The following is a 17,153-nucleotide window of genomic DNA, read 5'->3' as shown; positions in this document are numbered from 1 at the left end:
AGCTTGAATGAAAGCGTGGCGCAGAAGCGCCACGCGTAAACAAAAACTACATGATTATGAGAAAATACTGCTCACTATGCTACAATGGCCTTTGCCTGGTATTGGTTAGCCAGGCCCTGCAGATCTTCATCTCCAACTTCTTTCTTCTTATCGGCCACTTTCAGGAATTGTTCGTACAGAACATCGATATCGTTACGGTTATACATGAAACCCAGTTTCTGGAAACGGTGCGCCAGGGCACTGCGTCCGCTACGTGCCGTCAACACGATCTTGCTGCCATCGGCCCCTACTTCTTCGGGGTTGATGATCTCGTAGGTCTGCGCATCTTTCAGGAATCCATCCTGGTGAATGCCCGACGAATGCGAGAAGGCGTTGGCGCCCACGATGGCTTTATTGGGCTGAACCGGCATACGCATGGTATCTGATACCAGGCGGCTAAGCGGGTTGAGTTGCTTTGCATGGATATCGGTATAGAAACCAAGGGTGCTTTGGTGCTGCTTGATCACCATCACCACTTCTTCGAGCGAGGTGTTACCAGCTCTTTCACCGAGACCATTGATGGTACACTCGATCTGGCGGGCGCCTGCGATCACACCGGCGATGGAGTTGGCAGTAGCCAGACCCAGGTCGTTGTGGCAATGACAGGAAAGCACGGCCTTATCGATATTGGGAACATTGTTTACCAGGTACGCGATCTTTTCGCCATACTGGTGCGGCAGGCAATAACCGGTAGTATCCGGGATGTTGACTGTTGTAGCACCGGCTGCGATCACCGTTTCTACCACCCTTGCCAGGTAGGAGTTCTCGGTGCGGCCTGCATCTTCTGCATAGAACTCCACGTCGTCGGTGAAGTTGCGGGCCCATTTTACGGCCTGCGCAGCACGCTCGAGGATCTCCTCGCGGGTAGAATTAAACTTTGATTTAATATGAAAGTCGGAGGTGCCGATACCAGTATGTATCCGCCTGCGTTTGGCACTTTTTAAAGCCTCGGCAGCGACCTCGATGTCTTTTTGCACCGCACGGCTCAATCCGCAGATGACAGCATTCTTGATGACCTTACCAATCTCATTAACACTTTGGAAATCGCCAGGTGATGAGATGGGAAAACCAGCTTCGATGATATCAACTCCCAGTGCTTCGAGCGCCAACGCTATTTCAATCTTTTCCGTAGTATTCAACTTACATCCGGGAACTTGTTCCCCATCGCGTAAAGTGGTGTCAAAAATGAAGACCTTTTGTCCTGGCATAATAATTTTTGAAGAAGGGTAATAAGATAAAGGAGCAGGCTGCCTAATTTTGTGTTGCTTGCTGAGAAATCCATTAAACAACCTGCGTTACCGAAATTATCTGTGTTTCCCCAGTAAGGGAAATCAAAATTGTGAGTAATTTACACTGCTTAACCCTCGGCTGATAATACATAAATATTTGAATATCAACAGGTTTAACGTTTATTAAATACGATGCCCAATCGCTCAACCGATGCTCTTTTTCAGTTGATCCATAGCCTGGAAAAGTCAGAAAAAAGGAATTTCAAGCTGTATGTACAACGCAACTCCTCGAGTGAGGAACTGAAGGTGGTACAGTTGTTTGATGCGTTGGATAAGATGGAGGAGTATGACGAAGCTTTGTTGCTGCGGAAAAATGAGAGTATCAAGAAACAGCAGCTTTCCAATATTAAGGCCCACCTGTACAAACAGATCTTATCCAGTCTTCGCCTCCTGAAGGACGACAGCAATATCGATATCCAGCTCCACGAACAGATGGACTATGCCCGCATCCTGTACAACAAAGGGCTGTATCTCCAAAGCCTGAAGGTGCTGGACAAAATGAAAGAAACGGCCAAAGCCCATAACCAGGTTACCTATTTGTTGCAGGTCCTGTTTTTCGAAAAAAAGATCGAAGCCCTGCACATTACCCGCAGTATGCAGGACCGTGCCGAAAGGCTTACCAATGAGGTAGATGAAGTGAATACGAAGCTGGTGAATACCGGCAAACTATCCAACCTTTCGCTGTTGCTGTATAGCTGGTACATCAAGAATGGGCATGCCCGCAATGAGAAGGACGAGATCGCGCTGCGGCAGTTCTTCGACGAGCATTTTCCTGCAGGCGGTGAAGACGTTAAAGGATTTTACGAGAAACTGTATCTCTACCAGAGTTACTGCTGGTACGCTTTCATCCGCCAGGACCTGCTGCAGTATTACCGGTACACGCAGAAATGGGTAGAGCTGTTTGAAAAGGAACCTTTTATGATGGAGGTGGAGACCGCTCACTTCATCAAGGGCATGCACAACCTGTTGAGCGCCCATTTCGACCTGCAGAATTACCAGAAATTCAATGATACCTTGGCCAAGTTCGAAGCCTTTGCTGCTTCCGATGTGGCCAATGCCAACGATAATAGCCGCATCCAGACCTTTGTATACCTGCAGATCGCCAAGATGAACAAGCACTTCATGGAAGGCACGTTCACCGAAGGGCTGACCCTGGTACCGCAAACAGAGGAAAAGCTCAAAGAATACTATCTCTACCTCGACAGGCACCGCATCCTGGTGTTCTACTACAAGATCGCCTCTCTGTACTTTGGCAGCGGCCATTACGAGCAGGCTATCGACTACCTCAATAAGATCATCAACTGGAAGGTTGACCTGCGTACCGACCTGCAGTGTTACTCGCGCCTGCTGCACCTGATCGCGCATTATGAGCTGGGTAATTTCGACCTGCTCGAGTACCTGTTCAAATCGGTATACCGCTTTATGGCCAAGATGGAGAACCTGAGTGTGGTAGAGGAAGAGATCTTCCGGTTCTTGCGCCGCTCGTTCCATGTATCGCCCAAGCAGCTGAAAGGCGAGTTTGAGAAACTGTTGAACAAGCTGAAGCAGCACGAAAGGAACCGCTTTGAAACACGTGCCTTCATGTACCTCGACATCATTTCCTGGCTCGAAAGCAAGATGGACAATACGCCGGTGCAAAACGTGATCCGCCAGAAGTACCTCAATGCGGTAAAACACAAGGCAACAGAATTTAAAGGAGAATAAGGCCGAGGGGCCTTAAGAGATAGCCAAGGGGCTGCCGGGTGAACCGGCAGCCCCTTGGCGTTTGGAACAGTTAAGGCTGAACGGAGGCCGGGCATTCTCGCTGGTTTAGCCGGTCAGGAGTCGCGGTTTATAGGCGTGTAGTTCACTGAGAACGGCACTGACATTCACTACAAACCGCACTGGGGTTCACTAAACAGTGCCTTTCGACTTATAACGCAGTGCTGTTGAGGGCGTATATCCAGTACAGTATCAGTGAGTTACATGGCTATCGCACATAAATGCCGCTTGAACTCAGTGCCATTATCGACAAAAAAAGCCCTGGACAGTTATGCCCAAGGCTTTGATAATCATTTATTAGTGAGACTATTCGTCGCTGAAGCGAACGGCTTTTCCGGAAAAACCGTGGTTAGCCACCGATTGTACCAGGTTGCCAGCAAGGTTGATTTGGCAGGTCACGGGCTTCGGGGCAGACACCTCTTTCTTAGTACTTCGTTAGCTCGGGCTGTACCTCGTCGATATACCCCAGGATGCCTCCTTTGAGGTTGTACAGATTGGTAAACCCAAACTTCTCTTCCAATTCACGAATAGCTTTGGCGCTACGGCCACCCATCTTACAATGCACCACTACTTTGGTATCGCGATTGAACTTAGCGGCATTGTCGGCCACAGTAGCCAGCGGGATCAGTTCGGCGCCAATGTTCACAATATCGTATTCGTGCGGCTCACGTACATCGATGAGCTGAAAGGCTTCGCCTTTTACCTGCCAGTCGTAGAGTTCTTTGGCTGTGATCTCTTTGATGGGTTTCTCAACTGCTTTCACACCGCAGAACTGTTCGTAATCGATCAGCGCTGTGATAGACGGATTCTTTCCGTTGAGCGGATTATCGTCGCGGCGGGAGATGTTGAACGTGCGGCTCTCGAATGTGAGCGCATCGAAGATATAGAACCTGCCGGCCAGCGGCTCCCCTACCCCGGTGATCACTTTGATCACTTCGAGTGCTTGCAGGCTGCCGATGATGCCGGGCAATACGCCAAGTACACCACCTTCTGCGCAACTGGGCACCAGGCCTGGTGGCGGCGGTGTGGGATACAGATCACGGTAGTTGGGACCCAATACACCGTCTTTGTTGGTATAGTTGAATACGGCTACCTGGCCTTCGAACTGGAAGATGGAGGCGTATATATTGGGCTTGCCCAGCAATACAGCTGCATCATTGACCAGGTAACGGGTGGGGAAATTATCGGTTCCATCTGCCACCAGGTCATAATCTTTCAGAATGTCGAGCGCATTCTGCGAAGTGAGCTGGGTATTGTGCAGGATGATATTGATGTGCGGATTGAGTGCCAGCAGGCGCGCTTTGGCAGCTTCTACTTTGGGTTTCCCTACGGATTCCACACCAAACAATATCTGGCGCTGAAGATTACTGTCGTCGACCACATCGAAATCTACGATACCGATTGTACCTACCCCGGCAGCTGCCAGGTACAACAAGGCAGGACTGCCCAACCCGCCAGAGCCAACGATCAACACTTTGGCGGCCTTAAGTTTTTGCTGGGCTTCGAGTCCAAATTCGGGTATGATGATATGCCTGTTGTAACGGGCCAGTTCTTCTTTGGAAAAGGTTATGGTGGAATGTGTGCTCATTGTTTCATGATTGAATGATGAATGTATGCATGCGGCAGCCATAGGGTTAATGGTGCGGATGGCAGGCCACTCAGGCTATACCACCGGCGATAGCAGGCACAATGCTGATCACTGTATCTGACTGCACAGGTGTTTTCTCTTGTTGCAGGTTACGGATATCATCGTTACCGACGAAGATGTTGACGAATGACCGGATCTGCCCTTTATCATCGAGCAGATGCTTCTTTAGTTCCGGAAAGTTAAGCGTTAATTCGCTAACGGTATTTTCTATGGTATCGGCTTGTATGTTGAGACGTGCCGTGTTGTTGGTGAATTTTCGTAATGGTGTGGGAATGATTACTGTTGCCATGATCGTTGATGTTGTTTATTGTTGATGAAATGATTCTTTACTGTATGTTCAGGCGCCGGTGGTCAGTTCAGCGGCTCCTACTGTTTCTTCGTCGAATTGTGAATCGTCATTAAGGCGCCAGGACCTGATGGGGCCAACGCGACCTTCCAATACCGAGATAATGACATAAGAAAAAAACGGCTGTGCGGCGACCCGGTCATGTTCTGATGGTATGGCCGGATGATTGGGATGCGAATGGTATACGCCCAACAGCAGCAGGTTTTGCTCTTCGGCAAATTGCTCGGCTTTCATATAATCCAATGGAGCGATCACGAAGCGGCGGCGTTTATCACCTTCCTTTGCGTTGATGACAACCTGTATGTTGCTGATGGTCCGGTTGCCGGCCGCATCTTCTTCGCCGAATAAGAAACCGCAGCATTCATCGGGAAAAGCCTGTACCGCATCCTGTAACATTAATTCCTTTGCTGTAGGTAGAATGGTGATCATCTCAAAGTAGTTTTTTAATTACTTCACTGTATTTGTCGGCATTATCGGGGAATACGGTAACGATGTTGCCGGCATCGATTCGCTCAGCCACCTTGATGGCGCCGGCGAGATTGGCCGCTGCCGAGGGACTTAACAGCAGACCTTCATATTGGTAAGCGGCCTTCAATATTTCATAGGCCTCTTCGGTACCTACTTCGAGGTTCTCATCGGCCACGGTGGTGTCGTAAATAGTGGGCACTACGGCTGTTTCCATATGCTTCCAGCCTTCCATGCCATGCAGTGGATTATCGGGCTGCAATGAGGTAAGGTGTATGCCGGGTATCAACTCACGGAGTCGCCTGCCTGTACCAACAAATGTGCCGCTGGTACCCAGGCCGGTCACGAAATGCGTGATGGCGGGCAGATCTTTGACGATCTCGAATGCCGTACCATTATAATGAGCTTTCCAATTGTTATCGTTCTTGTATTGGTCGGCGTAGAAATATTTATCGGGATTGGCGGCTGCCAGTTCTTTTGCTACGGCCTGTGCGCCGTCGGTGCCTTCGTATTTTGAAGTGAAAATGATTTCGGCGCCCAGCGATTGCAGTATCTCCTTTCTTTCTTTTGAAGCATTTTCGGGCAGGCAAAGGGTAACGGGCACCTGTAACTTATGACCCACCGCTGCATAGGCGATGCCGGTATTGCCGCTGGTAGCATCGAGCAGTATCTTATCGCGGCCAAGCAACCCCAGCTCTATGGCCGACCGGAAGATATTGTATCCAGCCCTTGCTTTTACACTGCCCGACAGCTGCTTCCACTCCTGCTTGGCATATATAGTTACGTTGGGTTTGGCAAAGAGTTTGGTGATCCGGTATAAAGGTGTATTGCCTATTTGATTACCCAGCAAGCGGGCATCCTCCAGTAACCTTTCATCAATAACAGTTGATGTTAGGATTTGCATCGGTTCAGTATTACGGTTAGTGTTCAATGCGACTTGAACGGTATAAAATAAAAAAAGCCCCACACGACGGTGGAGCCTATAATATGTTGAATATTAAATATTCAGCTGTTACCAATGGCTATCGCCCACCCCAATAACCCTGGTGTGTTGACAACAACAGCAACAACAATTTTTATGTGGGTTATGGAATGTCATTTGGTCTAAACGATTTATCTGTACAAATATAAAGGGATTTATCCGATAATTCCTACAGGCGATGTAGACTAATTTTGTTAAAGTGCTTTAAACCCAGCTCTGGCGGCCGTTTTGATGCGAACAGGTGTCGCCTGCAGCTGAATACTTACAAACGTTGGCTTTGTAGATGTTTGTGGGCAGGCAAACATTGGAGGCAGGTGGGCGGGCGCAGAAACCATAAAGAAAAATACACGGCAAGGAAGTTGAATGAGTAAGATCTAAGATAACCACGCAAATCGGATACGAGCCTGTGCGCGAAGTTACAAACATGGATGGCGTTGTGCTGTAAGACTATACAAGAGACGAAGGATGTGTGCTGGAAAGCCCAATGTCTTGGCAGTTGCCAATGTGTTGCAACCGGGCCGCAAGAATCGGGTGGGCAGGTGTTGACCCGTGGCGTACTTTTGGCGGATGAATCCCTTGCTGATACCGAAACCATCCCTGTTCAGTTTTGAGGAATGCCTGTGGTTCCTCAACCGCAACTACGACGATTGCCTGCATGTTATTGAACCCGGGAAACTATCCAAAGCCATTTGTATAAATGAGCAAAACGTTGGCTTCAGCCTGGAAGCCAATGAAAGCCATCTTATCCTGACCATGGAATCGGACAATGGCAGCCCGGCGCTTCAGCAAGCCTTGCAACAATATATTATCGAGTGGTTCGATCTGGAACGCGACATCAGCCCCTTTTATCAATTGCTGGGTAAACACAAACGGCTCTCATACATGGTGCAAGATTATGCAGGCTTCCGTCTCATCGGCATTCATGATCTCTACGAAGCCTTGTGCTGGAGCATCATCGGCCAGCAGATCAACCTTACTTTCGCCTATACCCTCAAACGAAGGCTGGTAGAACATTTCGGCACCACGCTAGAATCGGGCCGGCACACACTGCATATTTTCCCCAAACCGGCAGTATTGCAACACGTTACGGTTGAGCAGCTCCGCAACCTGCAATTCTCTACCCGAAAGGCCGAGTACCTGATACACCTTTCCCAATTGTTTGCCGACGGATCGGTGAGCCGGTCAACTCTTGAACAATGCAAGTCGTATGAAGAACAGGTAGCCCTGCTCACCAACATCAGGGGCATTGGCGTGTGGACCGCCAACTATGCACTCATGAAGTCGCTCAAGCAAATGCAGGCCATTCCCCATGGCGATGTTGGGTTACTGAACGCACTGCTGAACCACCAGTTGATCGATGACAAAAAAGACCTTAGCAAGATGGCCCCCTTGTTCAAAAAGTTCAAGGGCTGGGAAAGCTACCTGGTCTTTTACCTGTGGCGGAGCTTAAGTCATGATTAGCGGTCGAAATACGGAAAGGTGGACCAGTCGGCAGCGGGATCATTGTGTGGGCAGCAGGGATCTATGTGGGTGCCGGCAAGCGCAACCAAGTCTAAAAATTTTTTTCGGGTGGTACAAAAACAAAGAGGGATCCATGCAGATCCCCCTTCTATGTTAAACCTAAACTGTGTCTTTATTCTTTGTCGTGCACTATCAGTTCCACCCTTCGGTTGAGCCATGCATTGGCCTGGGTATTTTCAGCAACCGGGTATTCTTTTCCGTAATAGCTTACAATCATCCGCTCGGCCGGCACTCCTCTGCTGTTCATATAGTCGAAGGCCATTTGGGCACGGCGCATCGAGAGGTAATTGTTGTATTCGGTTGACCCCACATTGTCCGTGTAACCCTTCACTTCCACTACCTTCTTCGGATCTCGTTTCAACTGGGCAATCACCTTATCGACCGTTGCAAAGGCCCTTGAGGTCAGCGAGTAGTCTTTATAGTAGAAGTAGATGATGAACTTCAGGGCCGGCTTGCCATTGATGGTATCGACCTGGAAGTCGATCAGGTCAAATGCCTGGGGCGTTTTGCCTCCGGCAATGGAGTCGCCAAAGTCGCTTTGCCCATTCTGCCGGTCTTTGCCCCAGTTCTTACTGTTGTTACCGTTCGGGGAGCCGTTTTGATTTCCATTAGCAAATCCATCCTGGTCACCGTTGGCATTGTTGCCATTCGGATTGTTGCTATTACCATTATTATTTCCATTGGCATTGCCAGCACGGGCATTTAACAGGGAGTCGACATTTACATTAATATAGAAGTTGTTGACGATCGATTGTCCATTGGTCTTTGTGGTATCAGACTTTTTAGCCAGCAGGCTGTCCTGCGCTTTCTTCATAGAATCGAGGGCTGCCTGTTCGGATGCCGCTTTGTCTTTATCCGACTTCTTCTTCTTTTTATTATTAATGGCAAGGTACATACCCACCGAATACATGATCGTATTGGAGATATTCTTGCTTACAGAGTAGCCGTAAGCCGCCTGGCCCAGCACCATGATCTTTTTGGAGGTGAACTTCAACCCCACTCCCATCGGAACACTGGTGTAGGAGGAGTCATTGATCAGGTTATTGATACCAGCGGATATAAAAGGCTGCAGGCGATACCGGTGACTTAATAAGTGATAATACAAGGTGGCGTTGAGCAGGTTATAGGTCTGCTTTTCGGTGGTACCGATCATGCGGTCTTTGCTGGCAACGTGCCCATAAGCAAGCCCCACATCGACACTGAATGACAGGCGACCGGCTATATTCTTATAGGCAGATGCTGCGAAAGATGCGTTGATCTTATCCATGATCGGGAGTTCATTGGCGTTGCTGAGGAACCCCAGCTTATTTTTTTCCAGCATACCAAACTCCTGCACCTGGAATTTACAGAGGGGTGATATAAACCATCTGTTATCCCATTCTCTTGCGACCTCCTGCGCCAGGATGCCTTTTGCAGCCAGCAGCAGGCACACCGCCAAACAGACTAATACCTTTTTCATTGGTTATTGATTTTTCAAGGGTTATTGCATAGGTATCGGGAGATGTTTTAGAAATCGAGTCTTACAGCTAATTCCAATCCATTTCGTTTTATGCCTGATGCACTGATGCCTGAGATATTGATGTCATAACATATTCCAAGTATCAGTTTCATATATCTTAATTCAATATTCGGTACCAGAGCGTCTTCATACCGATAACCCAGCCCCAGCCCTACCGCAGTGCCGGGCATTTGTTTGATGGGCGTTGAGTAGGTTCCGTTGAAGAAGTGCTTGTAGGCCCTTCCCTGCCAGTTCATTGCCGCATAGAATCCACATTCGTCATCATCGATACCTGTTGCGAACTTATACCCCCCCTGGACACCCCAGGCCTGCGGGAGGCGAAACTCCTTCGATTTTGCCTGGTCGGTAAAGGGTTTGTTGATATGCATGACCGATGCGCCCACATACCACTTATTAAACGCAGAATTATTGAAAACTGAGATGCCGGCGTTCAGATTAAAATAGCCGTACGACCATCCGCTGGCAAACCGGTCGGCACTGGCCATTCCATCGACCGGCCCGTACTTGTCGTACTGGTCGCCAAAAAAGGACCCACCGTTGATGTTCAGGTTACTCCGGTAGTAAACGCCCTGGAAACCGATGGCGGCATAGGTCTCGTTCTTCGAAATAGGCACCGCGTACGAAACACCGAGTAATCCCAGGGTGTTGTTGAGGATACCCTGGTTCGATTTATCGGAGGCAGCGCCTGCACTGGCACTGAAATATCCGCCGCTGTTGGGGGCTTCTTTTTTGGCCCTCGACAGGATAGGCATATCGACCATGGCACTGATACTATTGTAGGCGATCTGCCCGCCGTACTGAACGTTTCGATAGTTCAGCTTTAAGCCGTTTTGTTTATCGGTCTTGAGGGACTGGTTGTACCAGATGGCCATGTCCTGCACACGGGAGAAGTTGATCTCCTGTGCAGAAACGATCCCTGCCAATAAAACGCCGCATGTTAGTAACCAAATTGATTTCATTTGGCCGTGGTTTTAAATTGTATATCGGATAGTAGCTTTCATATAACCGTTATTTTCCTGGTGTTATCGTACCAGGGAGATCATGCCCCTGCGCACCACCTTCTTCTTGTCCCTGTCGACCCCTTCCGCGATCCAGAGGTAAGTCTCTACGGGCTGCAGTACGCCTTTAAACCTTCCGTCCCATCCTGCGTTGGGATCTTTGGTCGTGAACAGGAGGTTACCCCACCTGTTGTAGATGCTGAAATAATGGAAGGTGGTAAGTCCCACAACAATGGGCTTAGCCACATCATTATTACCATCATTATTCGGTGTAAACACCTTCGGCACGTATATATCTACAGGTACGAAGCGCAGCTTGGCGGGACTGCCAAACGTTATCGGCTTATCACCAACTTTAGCTGTCACTGATACAGACCCGGCCGTCTTACTTGCCAACAGGATGGTAGCATCGCCATTGACATCGGTGAGCACCGGCTGTACGGTGAGAACAGTTGCATCGCCAGATTCTATGCGGAAGAATACCTCCTTCAACGCCAGCGGCGATCCATTGGCATCTACCACATGTGCTTTGACGCTGTTGGTCTCATTACCATCTGCAATCGCATTGTTGGTGATAACAACCAGCTTGGTTTCAGGATTTGTCACATCCGGATCGGTGGTGAATGTTACCGACGCTGGGCTACCGTTTACGATATCTGCTCCGTCTACTTTTGCAGTGATCTCAACGACGCCACCGACGGTACTGGTCAAGGTAATGACGACCTCGCCTTTGGCATCGGTGGTGAAAGGACCGGTTTCCACGATGGTCGCGGAACCGGTGGCAATCGCAAATGTTACTACGGCGCCCGGAACAGGGTTATCATTAAAGTCTACCACGTGGGCTTTGACGCTATTGGTGGCAACACCATTGGCGCTGGCGTTATTGGTGACTACGATCAGTTCTGTTTCCTTTTTAGTGGGTTCGGGTTTACCGGCCACAAAGGTTACGGTGGCCGGACTTCCGTTCTTAATAGACGTTCCGTTTACGGTGGCTATTATTTTCACTTTACCGGCTACGGTGCTGTTCAGTGTGATCACCGCATCGCCGTTGGCGTCCGTAAGGATCGGGTTGGTCTCAACGATATTAGCTGTGCCCGATTCGATCGAGAATACGATGACTGCGTCCTTCACCGGGTGACCGGCGGCGTCTGCGATATGTGCTTTCACGCTGTTCAAGGCCGTACCATTGGCTTCGGCATTGTCGGTTACCACACTCAGGAGTGTGGCCGCATTATCGACGGAAGGATCACCGACCACAAACTCGACCTCGGCCGGGCTGCCATAATTAATCTTCAGCGGATTGGGGCCCAGGATCGTGGCTTCCACCTGTACGATGCCTACCACTGCACTGTGCAGTTCTATGATAGCATCCCCATTGGCATCCGTCACTACCGGGTTGGGTAATTTGATGGTAGCTGTACCATTCAGTATCGAGAACTGAACGGGCGCCCCCACAACGGGGTTTCCGTTAATATCGGCCACATGCGCTTTCACACTGGTGAATGCGATATCATCGGCCGGTGCCTTTTTGATCACCGGATCTATACGGGTAGCGAGATTGGTATTGCTTGGTTTGCCTGACACAAAGATCACCGTAGCGGGACTACCGTTCACGATCGGGTCTATTCCCACTGTTGCCACTACATCCACTTCTCCGGCTACGTTGCTGAAGAGTGTAATGACCACATCCCCATTTGCATCGGTGGTTAGGGTTACCGGCCCACTGAATGTGGCAGTACCCCGGTTGATGGCAAAGGTTACAGTAGCATTCGGCACGGGATTACCCTGTGCATCTTCAATGTGTGCCTGCACTTCATTGAGTGCTACGCCATCAGCTTCCGCGCCCGTCACTTTTACGATCAAACGGGTAGCGGGATTGGTGGTAGCCGGTTTATCGACCGTAAACTCTACATCCACTTTGCCGCCTGGAGCGGGATTGAGTATCACTACCCCATTTACTTTGGCGGTAACGGATACGATGCCCACCACCGTGCTGTTGAGCGTAATAATGGCGTCGCCATTGTCGTCGGTTATGACTGGATTGGTTTCTACAATATTGGCTGCACCCGATAGGAAGAATTCCACACTGGCTCCCTTTACAGGATTTCCGTTTGCATCGACGATATGTGCTTTTACGCTGGTTACAGCAGTTCCGTTAGCGGGGGCGGCCGGTATCACGACACTCAGGGTCGTTAACGGATTGGACGGCTCCGGCACATCGGATACGAACGTAGCAATTGCGGGGCTGCCGTTCACGATGGCCACTCCATTGACGGTGGCGGTAATATTTACTTTACCGGCTACCGTGCTGCTGAGGGTGACGGTTACATCGCCGTTATCGTCGGTGGTCAATGTGGGCGGGCTGGTAAAGGTAGCGGTACCCGATGCACGGGTGAACTTTATCAGTGCATCCTTTACCGGATTACCCAGGGCATCTACCACATGGACTTTTACTATATTGATGGCCAGGCCGTTTGCCAGGGCAAGATCCTGCGTAACTACGATATAAGTTCCGGGATTATTAACAGCTGGCACATCGGCGATGAACTCCACTTCCTGTGGACTTCCATTGGTGATCGGTTGACCTTCTACGGTGGCCTTGATCATTACTTTCCCGATAAGCGGACTTTTAATTTTGATGAAGGCGTCACCATTGTCGTCAGTGAAAACCTCACCCGTAACGGGGACAAGTGTTGCCGAAGCGGCGGCAGTACCACCGTCGATGACAAATACCACTTTGGCATTCTTCACAGGATTACCATTGGCATCCACTACATGGGCTTTCACACTAGCCAGGTCAATATTATTGGCAACAGCCTGTGGGTCATCGGGCAGCAGGGTTGTTTGGGGATGGGTGGTGCTGGGCACATCCGCCACAAAAGTGGCTATGGCCGGACTTCCATTCACAATAGTCACACCATTGACTGTTGCAGTGATATTTACTTTGCCCGCTACCGTGCTATTCAGGGTAACTGTAGCTTCTCCATTATCATCTGTTGTGAGTGTGGGGGGACTGGTGAAAGTAGCCGTTCCGCTAACGCGGGTAAACTTGATCAATGCATCTTTTACCGGATTACCCAGGGCATCTACCACATGCACTTTTATGACATTAACAGCCACGCCGTTTGCCAGTGCATTATCCTGCGAAACCACAATATAAGTCCCCGGATTATTCACTGCAGGCACATCGGCCACGAATTCCACTTCCTGGGGGCTGCCGGTGAGAATAGGCTGGCCGTTAACAGTGGCAATAATTTGTACGGTACCGATGAGCGGGCTCTTGATCTTAATGATCGCATCGCCATTTGCATCGGTATACACCTCGCCATTTACCGAAGTGAGGGTAGCCGAGCCACTGGCGGTACCACCACTGATACTGAAGGTTACTTTTGTATTTTTTACCGGGTTGCCATTGGCGTCGACCACATGGGCCTTTACGCCCGCGAGATCTGTATTATTGGCAATTGCCTGTGCGTCATCGGGCAACAGGGCCGTCAACGGGTTGGACGTTGAGGGTACATCAGGTACGAACCATATTTTGGCCGGACTTCCATTAATAATATCCACTCCATTAACCTTGGCCACGATCAATACTGTATCAGCAACCGTGCTGACGATCCTGATGGCCGCCAATCCACTCGGATTGGTGATTACTGTGGAGCTTCCAAGAAATGATCCAACACCACTATAAATGAAAAACTCGACTGAAGCATTGTTAACGGCATTACCATTAGCGTCTCTGATGCGGGCGGTAACGATATCACTGGCTGTATTGTTGGCAATGGCTCCGTTGGCCATCACCAGCAACCCTGTGAATTGGTTTGCGACGCTCGGCACATCGGCGAGGAAGGATACTCCAACAGGACTTCCCGAAATCACCGATCCATTGACCAGCGCTCTGATCTTAACGTTTCCGGCAACGGTACTACTAAGGGTAATGATAGCATTACCGGCAGCATCGGTAGCTACCGGATTGGGTATGGTAAAAGTGGCAGTACCACTTACAATTTCAAATGTAACATTGGCCCCGGAAACAGGGTTTCCGTTGGCATCCACCAGATGGGCCTTTACGCTATTGGTTGCTACACCATTGGCCGTCCTGTTATTATCGACAACGGTTAGTAATGTAAGTGGATTGGAGGTGGAAGGGTCATCGGCGACAAACTGAACGGTGGCCGGCCTGCCATTGACGATCTCAACGCCATTGACCTTTGCCGTGATCGTTACCGTTCCAGCTACTGTACTTACCAACTGCAGGTAAGCATTGCCAGCGGCGTCCGTCTTGATTTTGAGGGGTCCTTTATTAGTGGCAACACCTGATGCGATGGTAAAATCAACTTCTGCGTCCTTTATCGGGTTGCCATACTTATCTGTGATGTGTGCATATACTTCGTTTATGGCGGTATTATTTGCCTTGGCGCCGGTAATGATGTCGTCGAGGTAGGTGGTGGTGACGGTTACATCGGGAGGGGGAGCTTTGAAATAGGTCATAGCCTTTTTCTTAAAGGCAATACCATTCACTTTGGCTTCTACTTGCCGGTCACCGGGAATAATTGAGCCGAACGAATAAGTAAAAGAGCCGCTGGGGCCTGTCCAATCACCTCCACTCACCGTACCAACAAAGATGGCAACGAAGGCACCTGCAACAGGATTACCGAATTCATCCACTACAGTGGCGGTAACTGTATTTTGCTCGATACCGTTGGCGAGCGAACTATCCTTTACTACAATGATTTTTGTGCCTGGATGGTTGATATCCGGCACACCAGGCGGGCGACCTTTGCCCGGTTCAAATGCAGAAGCACCTGTGTGTAAGCCTAACATACACACAAGCATTGCAAGAAATCCCGTTAGTAGTTGCCTGATACGGGGTTCCCTCAATGAAAATAGAGGGTGGTTGGGTTCTGATGCAGTAGCCATACGGTATAGAGTTTAGTCAATATCAAAATCTGTTACCCAGCCCATCCAGCCAATGCGGAAGAGCTACGGAATCCGTTACCGGCAGTACCGGTAAGTAACGATTAGGTTATTGATTACAGGGAAAATGATGCGTGAAATACTACCCTGTCAACGACGCGCCTTGTCACCAACGGGTTGATCGCCGTTGTGCTGCGTGCACTCTTCGAGACAGTTCAATAACACCTGGTAAATAATAGGCTTGAGTGGCCTGAATTGTGTAGGGGTTAGGTTCATGGAATTGGTTTTAAAATGATTTTACTATACGGTTTTAGGATCGATATTGGATTATATTAAAAATGCTTTGCGCATAAAGTTATACTTGTTTCTGAAATAAGAAAATACCTGTTGATACATTCATATTTCCCCTATATATAAGCTTATAACTTGTATTAAGACGATAAATTGTATCGTTTTGGGAATTTATTTCAGTTTGGGTATAAATACGTGTAATCCGCGCCTGTAGCGTCCTTTTTTGGGAATGAAATGTTGAGAATTATCAAAACAATCCCTGCGCGCGAATCTTCACGTTTTTCTATACACGACAATTGACAACAGGAATGATGCAGACGATGCATCGATCCCGCCAGTTTGCTCCGGTATCTACACTTTTCCCGTAACGCCCGAAGGGGTTGCCCATTTATGCCTCAACATGCCCTCGCCGATCAAACATATGGTGATTCTCCCTATTCATCGTTGGGCCTGTTGCAGTTGCTAAGAAAGGGCTTGTAATATGTCCTAATTGTTAAGAAATGTGCAAAGAACAGTTGTTTTCAGGCTTTTTTAAGGGCTCAAATACAGGTTGGGCATCATGGTGCTTTTTCCTGAAAACCCGCCCCCATGGCCGCTTTCAACTTTTACTACGGAGCTTTACGATACTGAAACCGGCCTTTTTTTGGTTTTGGCGGCGGGAAATGAGGTTATATGTTTGCATCATGAATTAAAGAGAACGTCAGTCTGGCGTTGGTCTTCAGGAGTTTTCCCCCTCCTTTTTCTCTTCTACATTGCATGCCCGGTTGCCCATCCATACGAAGCTTTCAATACTGTTTTTAAAAACTTTAAATAATACTTTATGAAATCGATGATGAGAAATTACGGCATTGTGGCAATCGCCCTGGTAGCTTTTACTTTAGCCTTTTCTACCACTACTTTGGCTAACAACGAAAAAGAAAAATCTGCTACAGCTATAGAACTCAAGTTCATTGGTCACTACGAAAACCAACCTGTTTTCCAACTGAACCTGAACAAGAAAGAAGAAGACGAGTATACCATCACCTTCCGCGATGACTTTGGCAACGTGTTGTACAGCACAAAGGTGAAAGGTACCAGCATCTCTAAAAAGTTTATGCTGAACACCGAAGAGATAGGCGACAACGTGTTGAATGTAGAAGTTAAGGCCAAGAAGAACAGCCAGGCTGAAGTGTACAAGATCAACAGGAATCGCAGTTATGTTGAAGAAACTGTTGTAAGCAAGATCAAGTAATTTACAGGCAGCTTACCTACAAAAGGAAGAGGGTGTCTCAAAATTATGAGGCACCCTTTTTCCTTTTATGACGTTGTGTGGAGTTTATCTGTGGGGATCTTTGGGGGGGACGGAAGTTTAGGTGGAGTGACCACTAACTCAAGTCT

Annotated in this window: 12 protein-coding genes; 3 read left to right on the top strand and 9 right to left on the bottom strand. The window is 48.9% G+C overall.

Annotated elements, in window-relative coordinates; genetic code table 11:
• Positions 1–74 precede the first annotated feature (74 nt).
• Positions 75–1,247, bottom strand: a complete 1,173-nt coding sequence (locus P2H89_RS27260; RefSeq protein ID WP_275833078.1) for a 2-isopropylmalate synthase — start codon at positions 1,245–1,247, stop codon at positions 75–77.
• A gap of 213 nt (positions 1,248–1,460) precedes the next feature.
• Between P2H89_RS27260 and P2H89_RS27255 the strand changes: the two genes are divergently transcribed.
• Complete coding sequence (locus P2H89_RS27255; RefSeq protein ID WP_275833076.1) at positions 1,461–3,032, top strand: hypothetical protein; 1,572 nt, start codon at positions 1,461–1,463, stop codon at positions 3,030–3,032.
• 481 nt (positions 3,033–3,513) lie between these two features.
• Here the strand turns inward: P2H89_RS27255 and moeB are convergent, their stop codons facing one another.
• The 4 genes from moeB to P2H89_RS27235 form a co-directional block, all read right to left on the bottom strand.
• Positions 3,514–4,677, bottom strand: coding sequence for a molybdopterin-synthase adenylyltransferase MoeB (moeB, locus tag P2H89_RS27250; protein ID WP_275833074.1), 1,164 nt, complete (start codon positions 4,675–4,677; stop codon positions 3,514–3,516).
• Between the two features lie 70 nt (positions 4,678–4,747).
• Positions 4,748–5,026: a MoaD/ThiS family protein gene (locus P2H89_RS27245; protein WP_275833072.1), complete on the bottom strand. Its 279-nt coding sequence runs from the start codon at positions 5,024–5,026 to the stop codon at positions 4,748–4,750.
• A gap of 48 nt (positions 5,027–5,074) precedes the next feature.
• Positions 5,075–5,512 (bottom strand): M67 family metallopeptidase, encoded by a 438-nt coding sequence (locus tag P2H89_RS27240; RefSeq protein ID WP_275833070.1) that lies wholly within the window; start codon positions 5,510–5,512, stop codon positions 5,075–5,077.
• Position 5,513: 1 nt separating this feature from the next.
• The gene (locus P2H89_RS27235; RefSeq protein WP_275833068.1) at positions 5,514–6,452 is read right to left on the bottom strand and encodes a cysteine synthase family protein; all 939 of its coding nucleotides are present in this window, start codon (positions 6,450–6,452) and stop codon (positions 5,514–5,516) included.
• 645 nt (positions 6,453–7,097) lie between these two features.
• On the opposite strand from P2H89_RS27235, the gene P2H89_RS27230 reads away from it, so the two are divergent.
• The gene (locus P2H89_RS27230) at positions 7,098–7,991 is read left to right on the top strand and encodes a DNA glycosylase (RefSeq protein WP_275833066.1); all 894 of its coding nucleotides are present in this window, start codon (positions 7,098–7,100) and stop codon (positions 7,989–7,991) included.
• Between the two features lie 172 nt (positions 7,992–8,163).
• Here P2H89_RS27230 and P2H89_RS27225 read toward each other — a convergent pair whose 3' ends face one another.
• The 4 genes from P2H89_RS27225 to P2H89_RS27210 form a co-directional block, all read right to left on the bottom strand.
• Entirely contained in the window at positions 8,164–9,510 is a 1,347-nt protein-coding gene (locus tag P2H89_RS27225; protein ID WP_275833065.1) for an OmpA family protein, read from the bottom strand.
• Positions 9,511–9,557: 47 nt separating this feature from the next.
• Positions 9,558–10,529 carry a type IX secretion system membrane protein PorP/SprF gene (locus P2H89_RS27220; RefSeq protein WP_275833063.1) on the bottom strand — a complete coding sequence of 324 codons (972 nt, stop codon included), beginning with the start codon at positions 10,527–10,529 and terminating at the stop codon, positions 9,558–9,560.
• Between the two features lie 63 nt (positions 10,530–10,592).
• Positions 10,593–15,392, bottom strand: a complete 4,800-nt coding sequence (locus tag P2H89_RS27215) for an Ig-like domain-containing protein (RefSeq protein ID WP_275833061.1) — start codon at positions 15,390–15,392, stop codon at positions 10,593–10,595.
• A 243-nt stretch (positions 15,393–15,635) separates the two neighbouring features.
• Positions 15,636–15,761, bottom strand: coding sequence for a hypothetical protein (locus P2H89_RS27210; RefSeq protein ID WP_275833059.1), 126 nt, complete (start codon positions 15,759–15,761; stop codon positions 15,636–15,638).
• 835 nt (positions 15,762–16,596) lie between these two features.
• Between P2H89_RS27210 and P2H89_RS27205 the strand changes: the two genes are divergently transcribed.
• A complete protein-coding gene (locus P2H89_RS27205) occupies positions 16,597–17,007 on the top strand; it encodes a hypothetical protein (protein WP_275833057.1) in 411 nt (136 codons plus the stop codon).
• The last annotated feature ends 146 nt before the right edge of the window (positions 17,008–17,153 follow it).

This window comes from Paraflavitalea sp. CAU 1676 (assembly GCF_029223285.1).
In the GTDB taxonomy this organism is placed as follows: Bacteria; Bacteroidota; Bacteroidia; order Chitinophagales; family Chitinophagaceae; genus Paraflavitalea.
This window is presented reverse-complemented; position numbering and strand designations above follow the sequence as displayed.

Excerpts from the sequence above, each read along its gene's own strand:
- P2H89_RS27245 (WP_275833072.1), bottom strand. The coding sequence starts at position 5,026 with ATGGCAACAGTAATCATTCCCACACCATTACGAAAATTCACCAACAAC.
- P2H89_RS27220 (WP_275833063.1), bottom strand. The coding sequence starts at position 10,529 with ATGAAATCAATTTGGTTACTAACATGCGGCGTTTTATTGGCAGGGATC.
- P2H89_RS27240 (WP_275833070.1), bottom strand. The coding sequence starts at position 5,512 with ATGATCACCATTCTACCTACAGCAAAGGAATTAATGTTACAGGATGCG.
- P2H89_RS27225 (WP_275833065.1), bottom strand. The coding sequence starts at position 9,510 with ATGAAAAAGGTATTAGTCTGTTTGGCGGTGTGCCTGCTGCTGGCTGCA.
- P2H89_RS27235 (WP_275833068.1), bottom strand. The coding sequence starts at position 6,452 with ATGCAAATCCTAACATCAACTGTTATTGATGAAAGGTTACTGGAGGAT.
- moeB (WP_275833074.1), bottom strand. The coding sequence starts at position 4,677 with ATGAGCACACATTCCACCATAACCTTTTCCAAAGAAGAACTGGCCCGT.
- P2H89_RS27260 (WP_275833078.1), bottom strand. The coding sequence starts at position 1,247 with ATGCCAGGACAAAAGGTCTTCATTTTTGACACCACTTTACGCGATGGG.
- P2H89_RS27255 (WP_275833076.1), top strand. The coding sequence starts at position 1,461 with ATGCCCAATCGCTCAACCGATGCTCTTTTTCAGTTGATCCATAGCCTG.
- P2H89_RS27205 (WP_275833057.1), top strand. The coding sequence starts at position 16,597 with ATGAAATCGATGATGAGAAATTACGGCATTGTGGCAATCGCCCTGGTA.
- P2H89_RS27210 (WP_275833059.1), bottom strand. The coding sequence starts at position 15,761 with ATGAACCTAACCCCTACACAATTCAGGCCACTCAAGCCTATTATTTAC.
- P2H89_RS27215 (WP_275833061.1), bottom strand. The coding sequence starts at position 15,392 with ATGTTAGGCTTACACACAGGTGCTTCTGCATTTGAACCGGGCAAAGGT.
- P2H89_RS27230 (WP_275833066.1), top strand. The coding sequence starts at position 7,098 with ATGAATCCCTTGCTGATACCGAAACCATCCCTGTTCAGTTTTGAGGAA.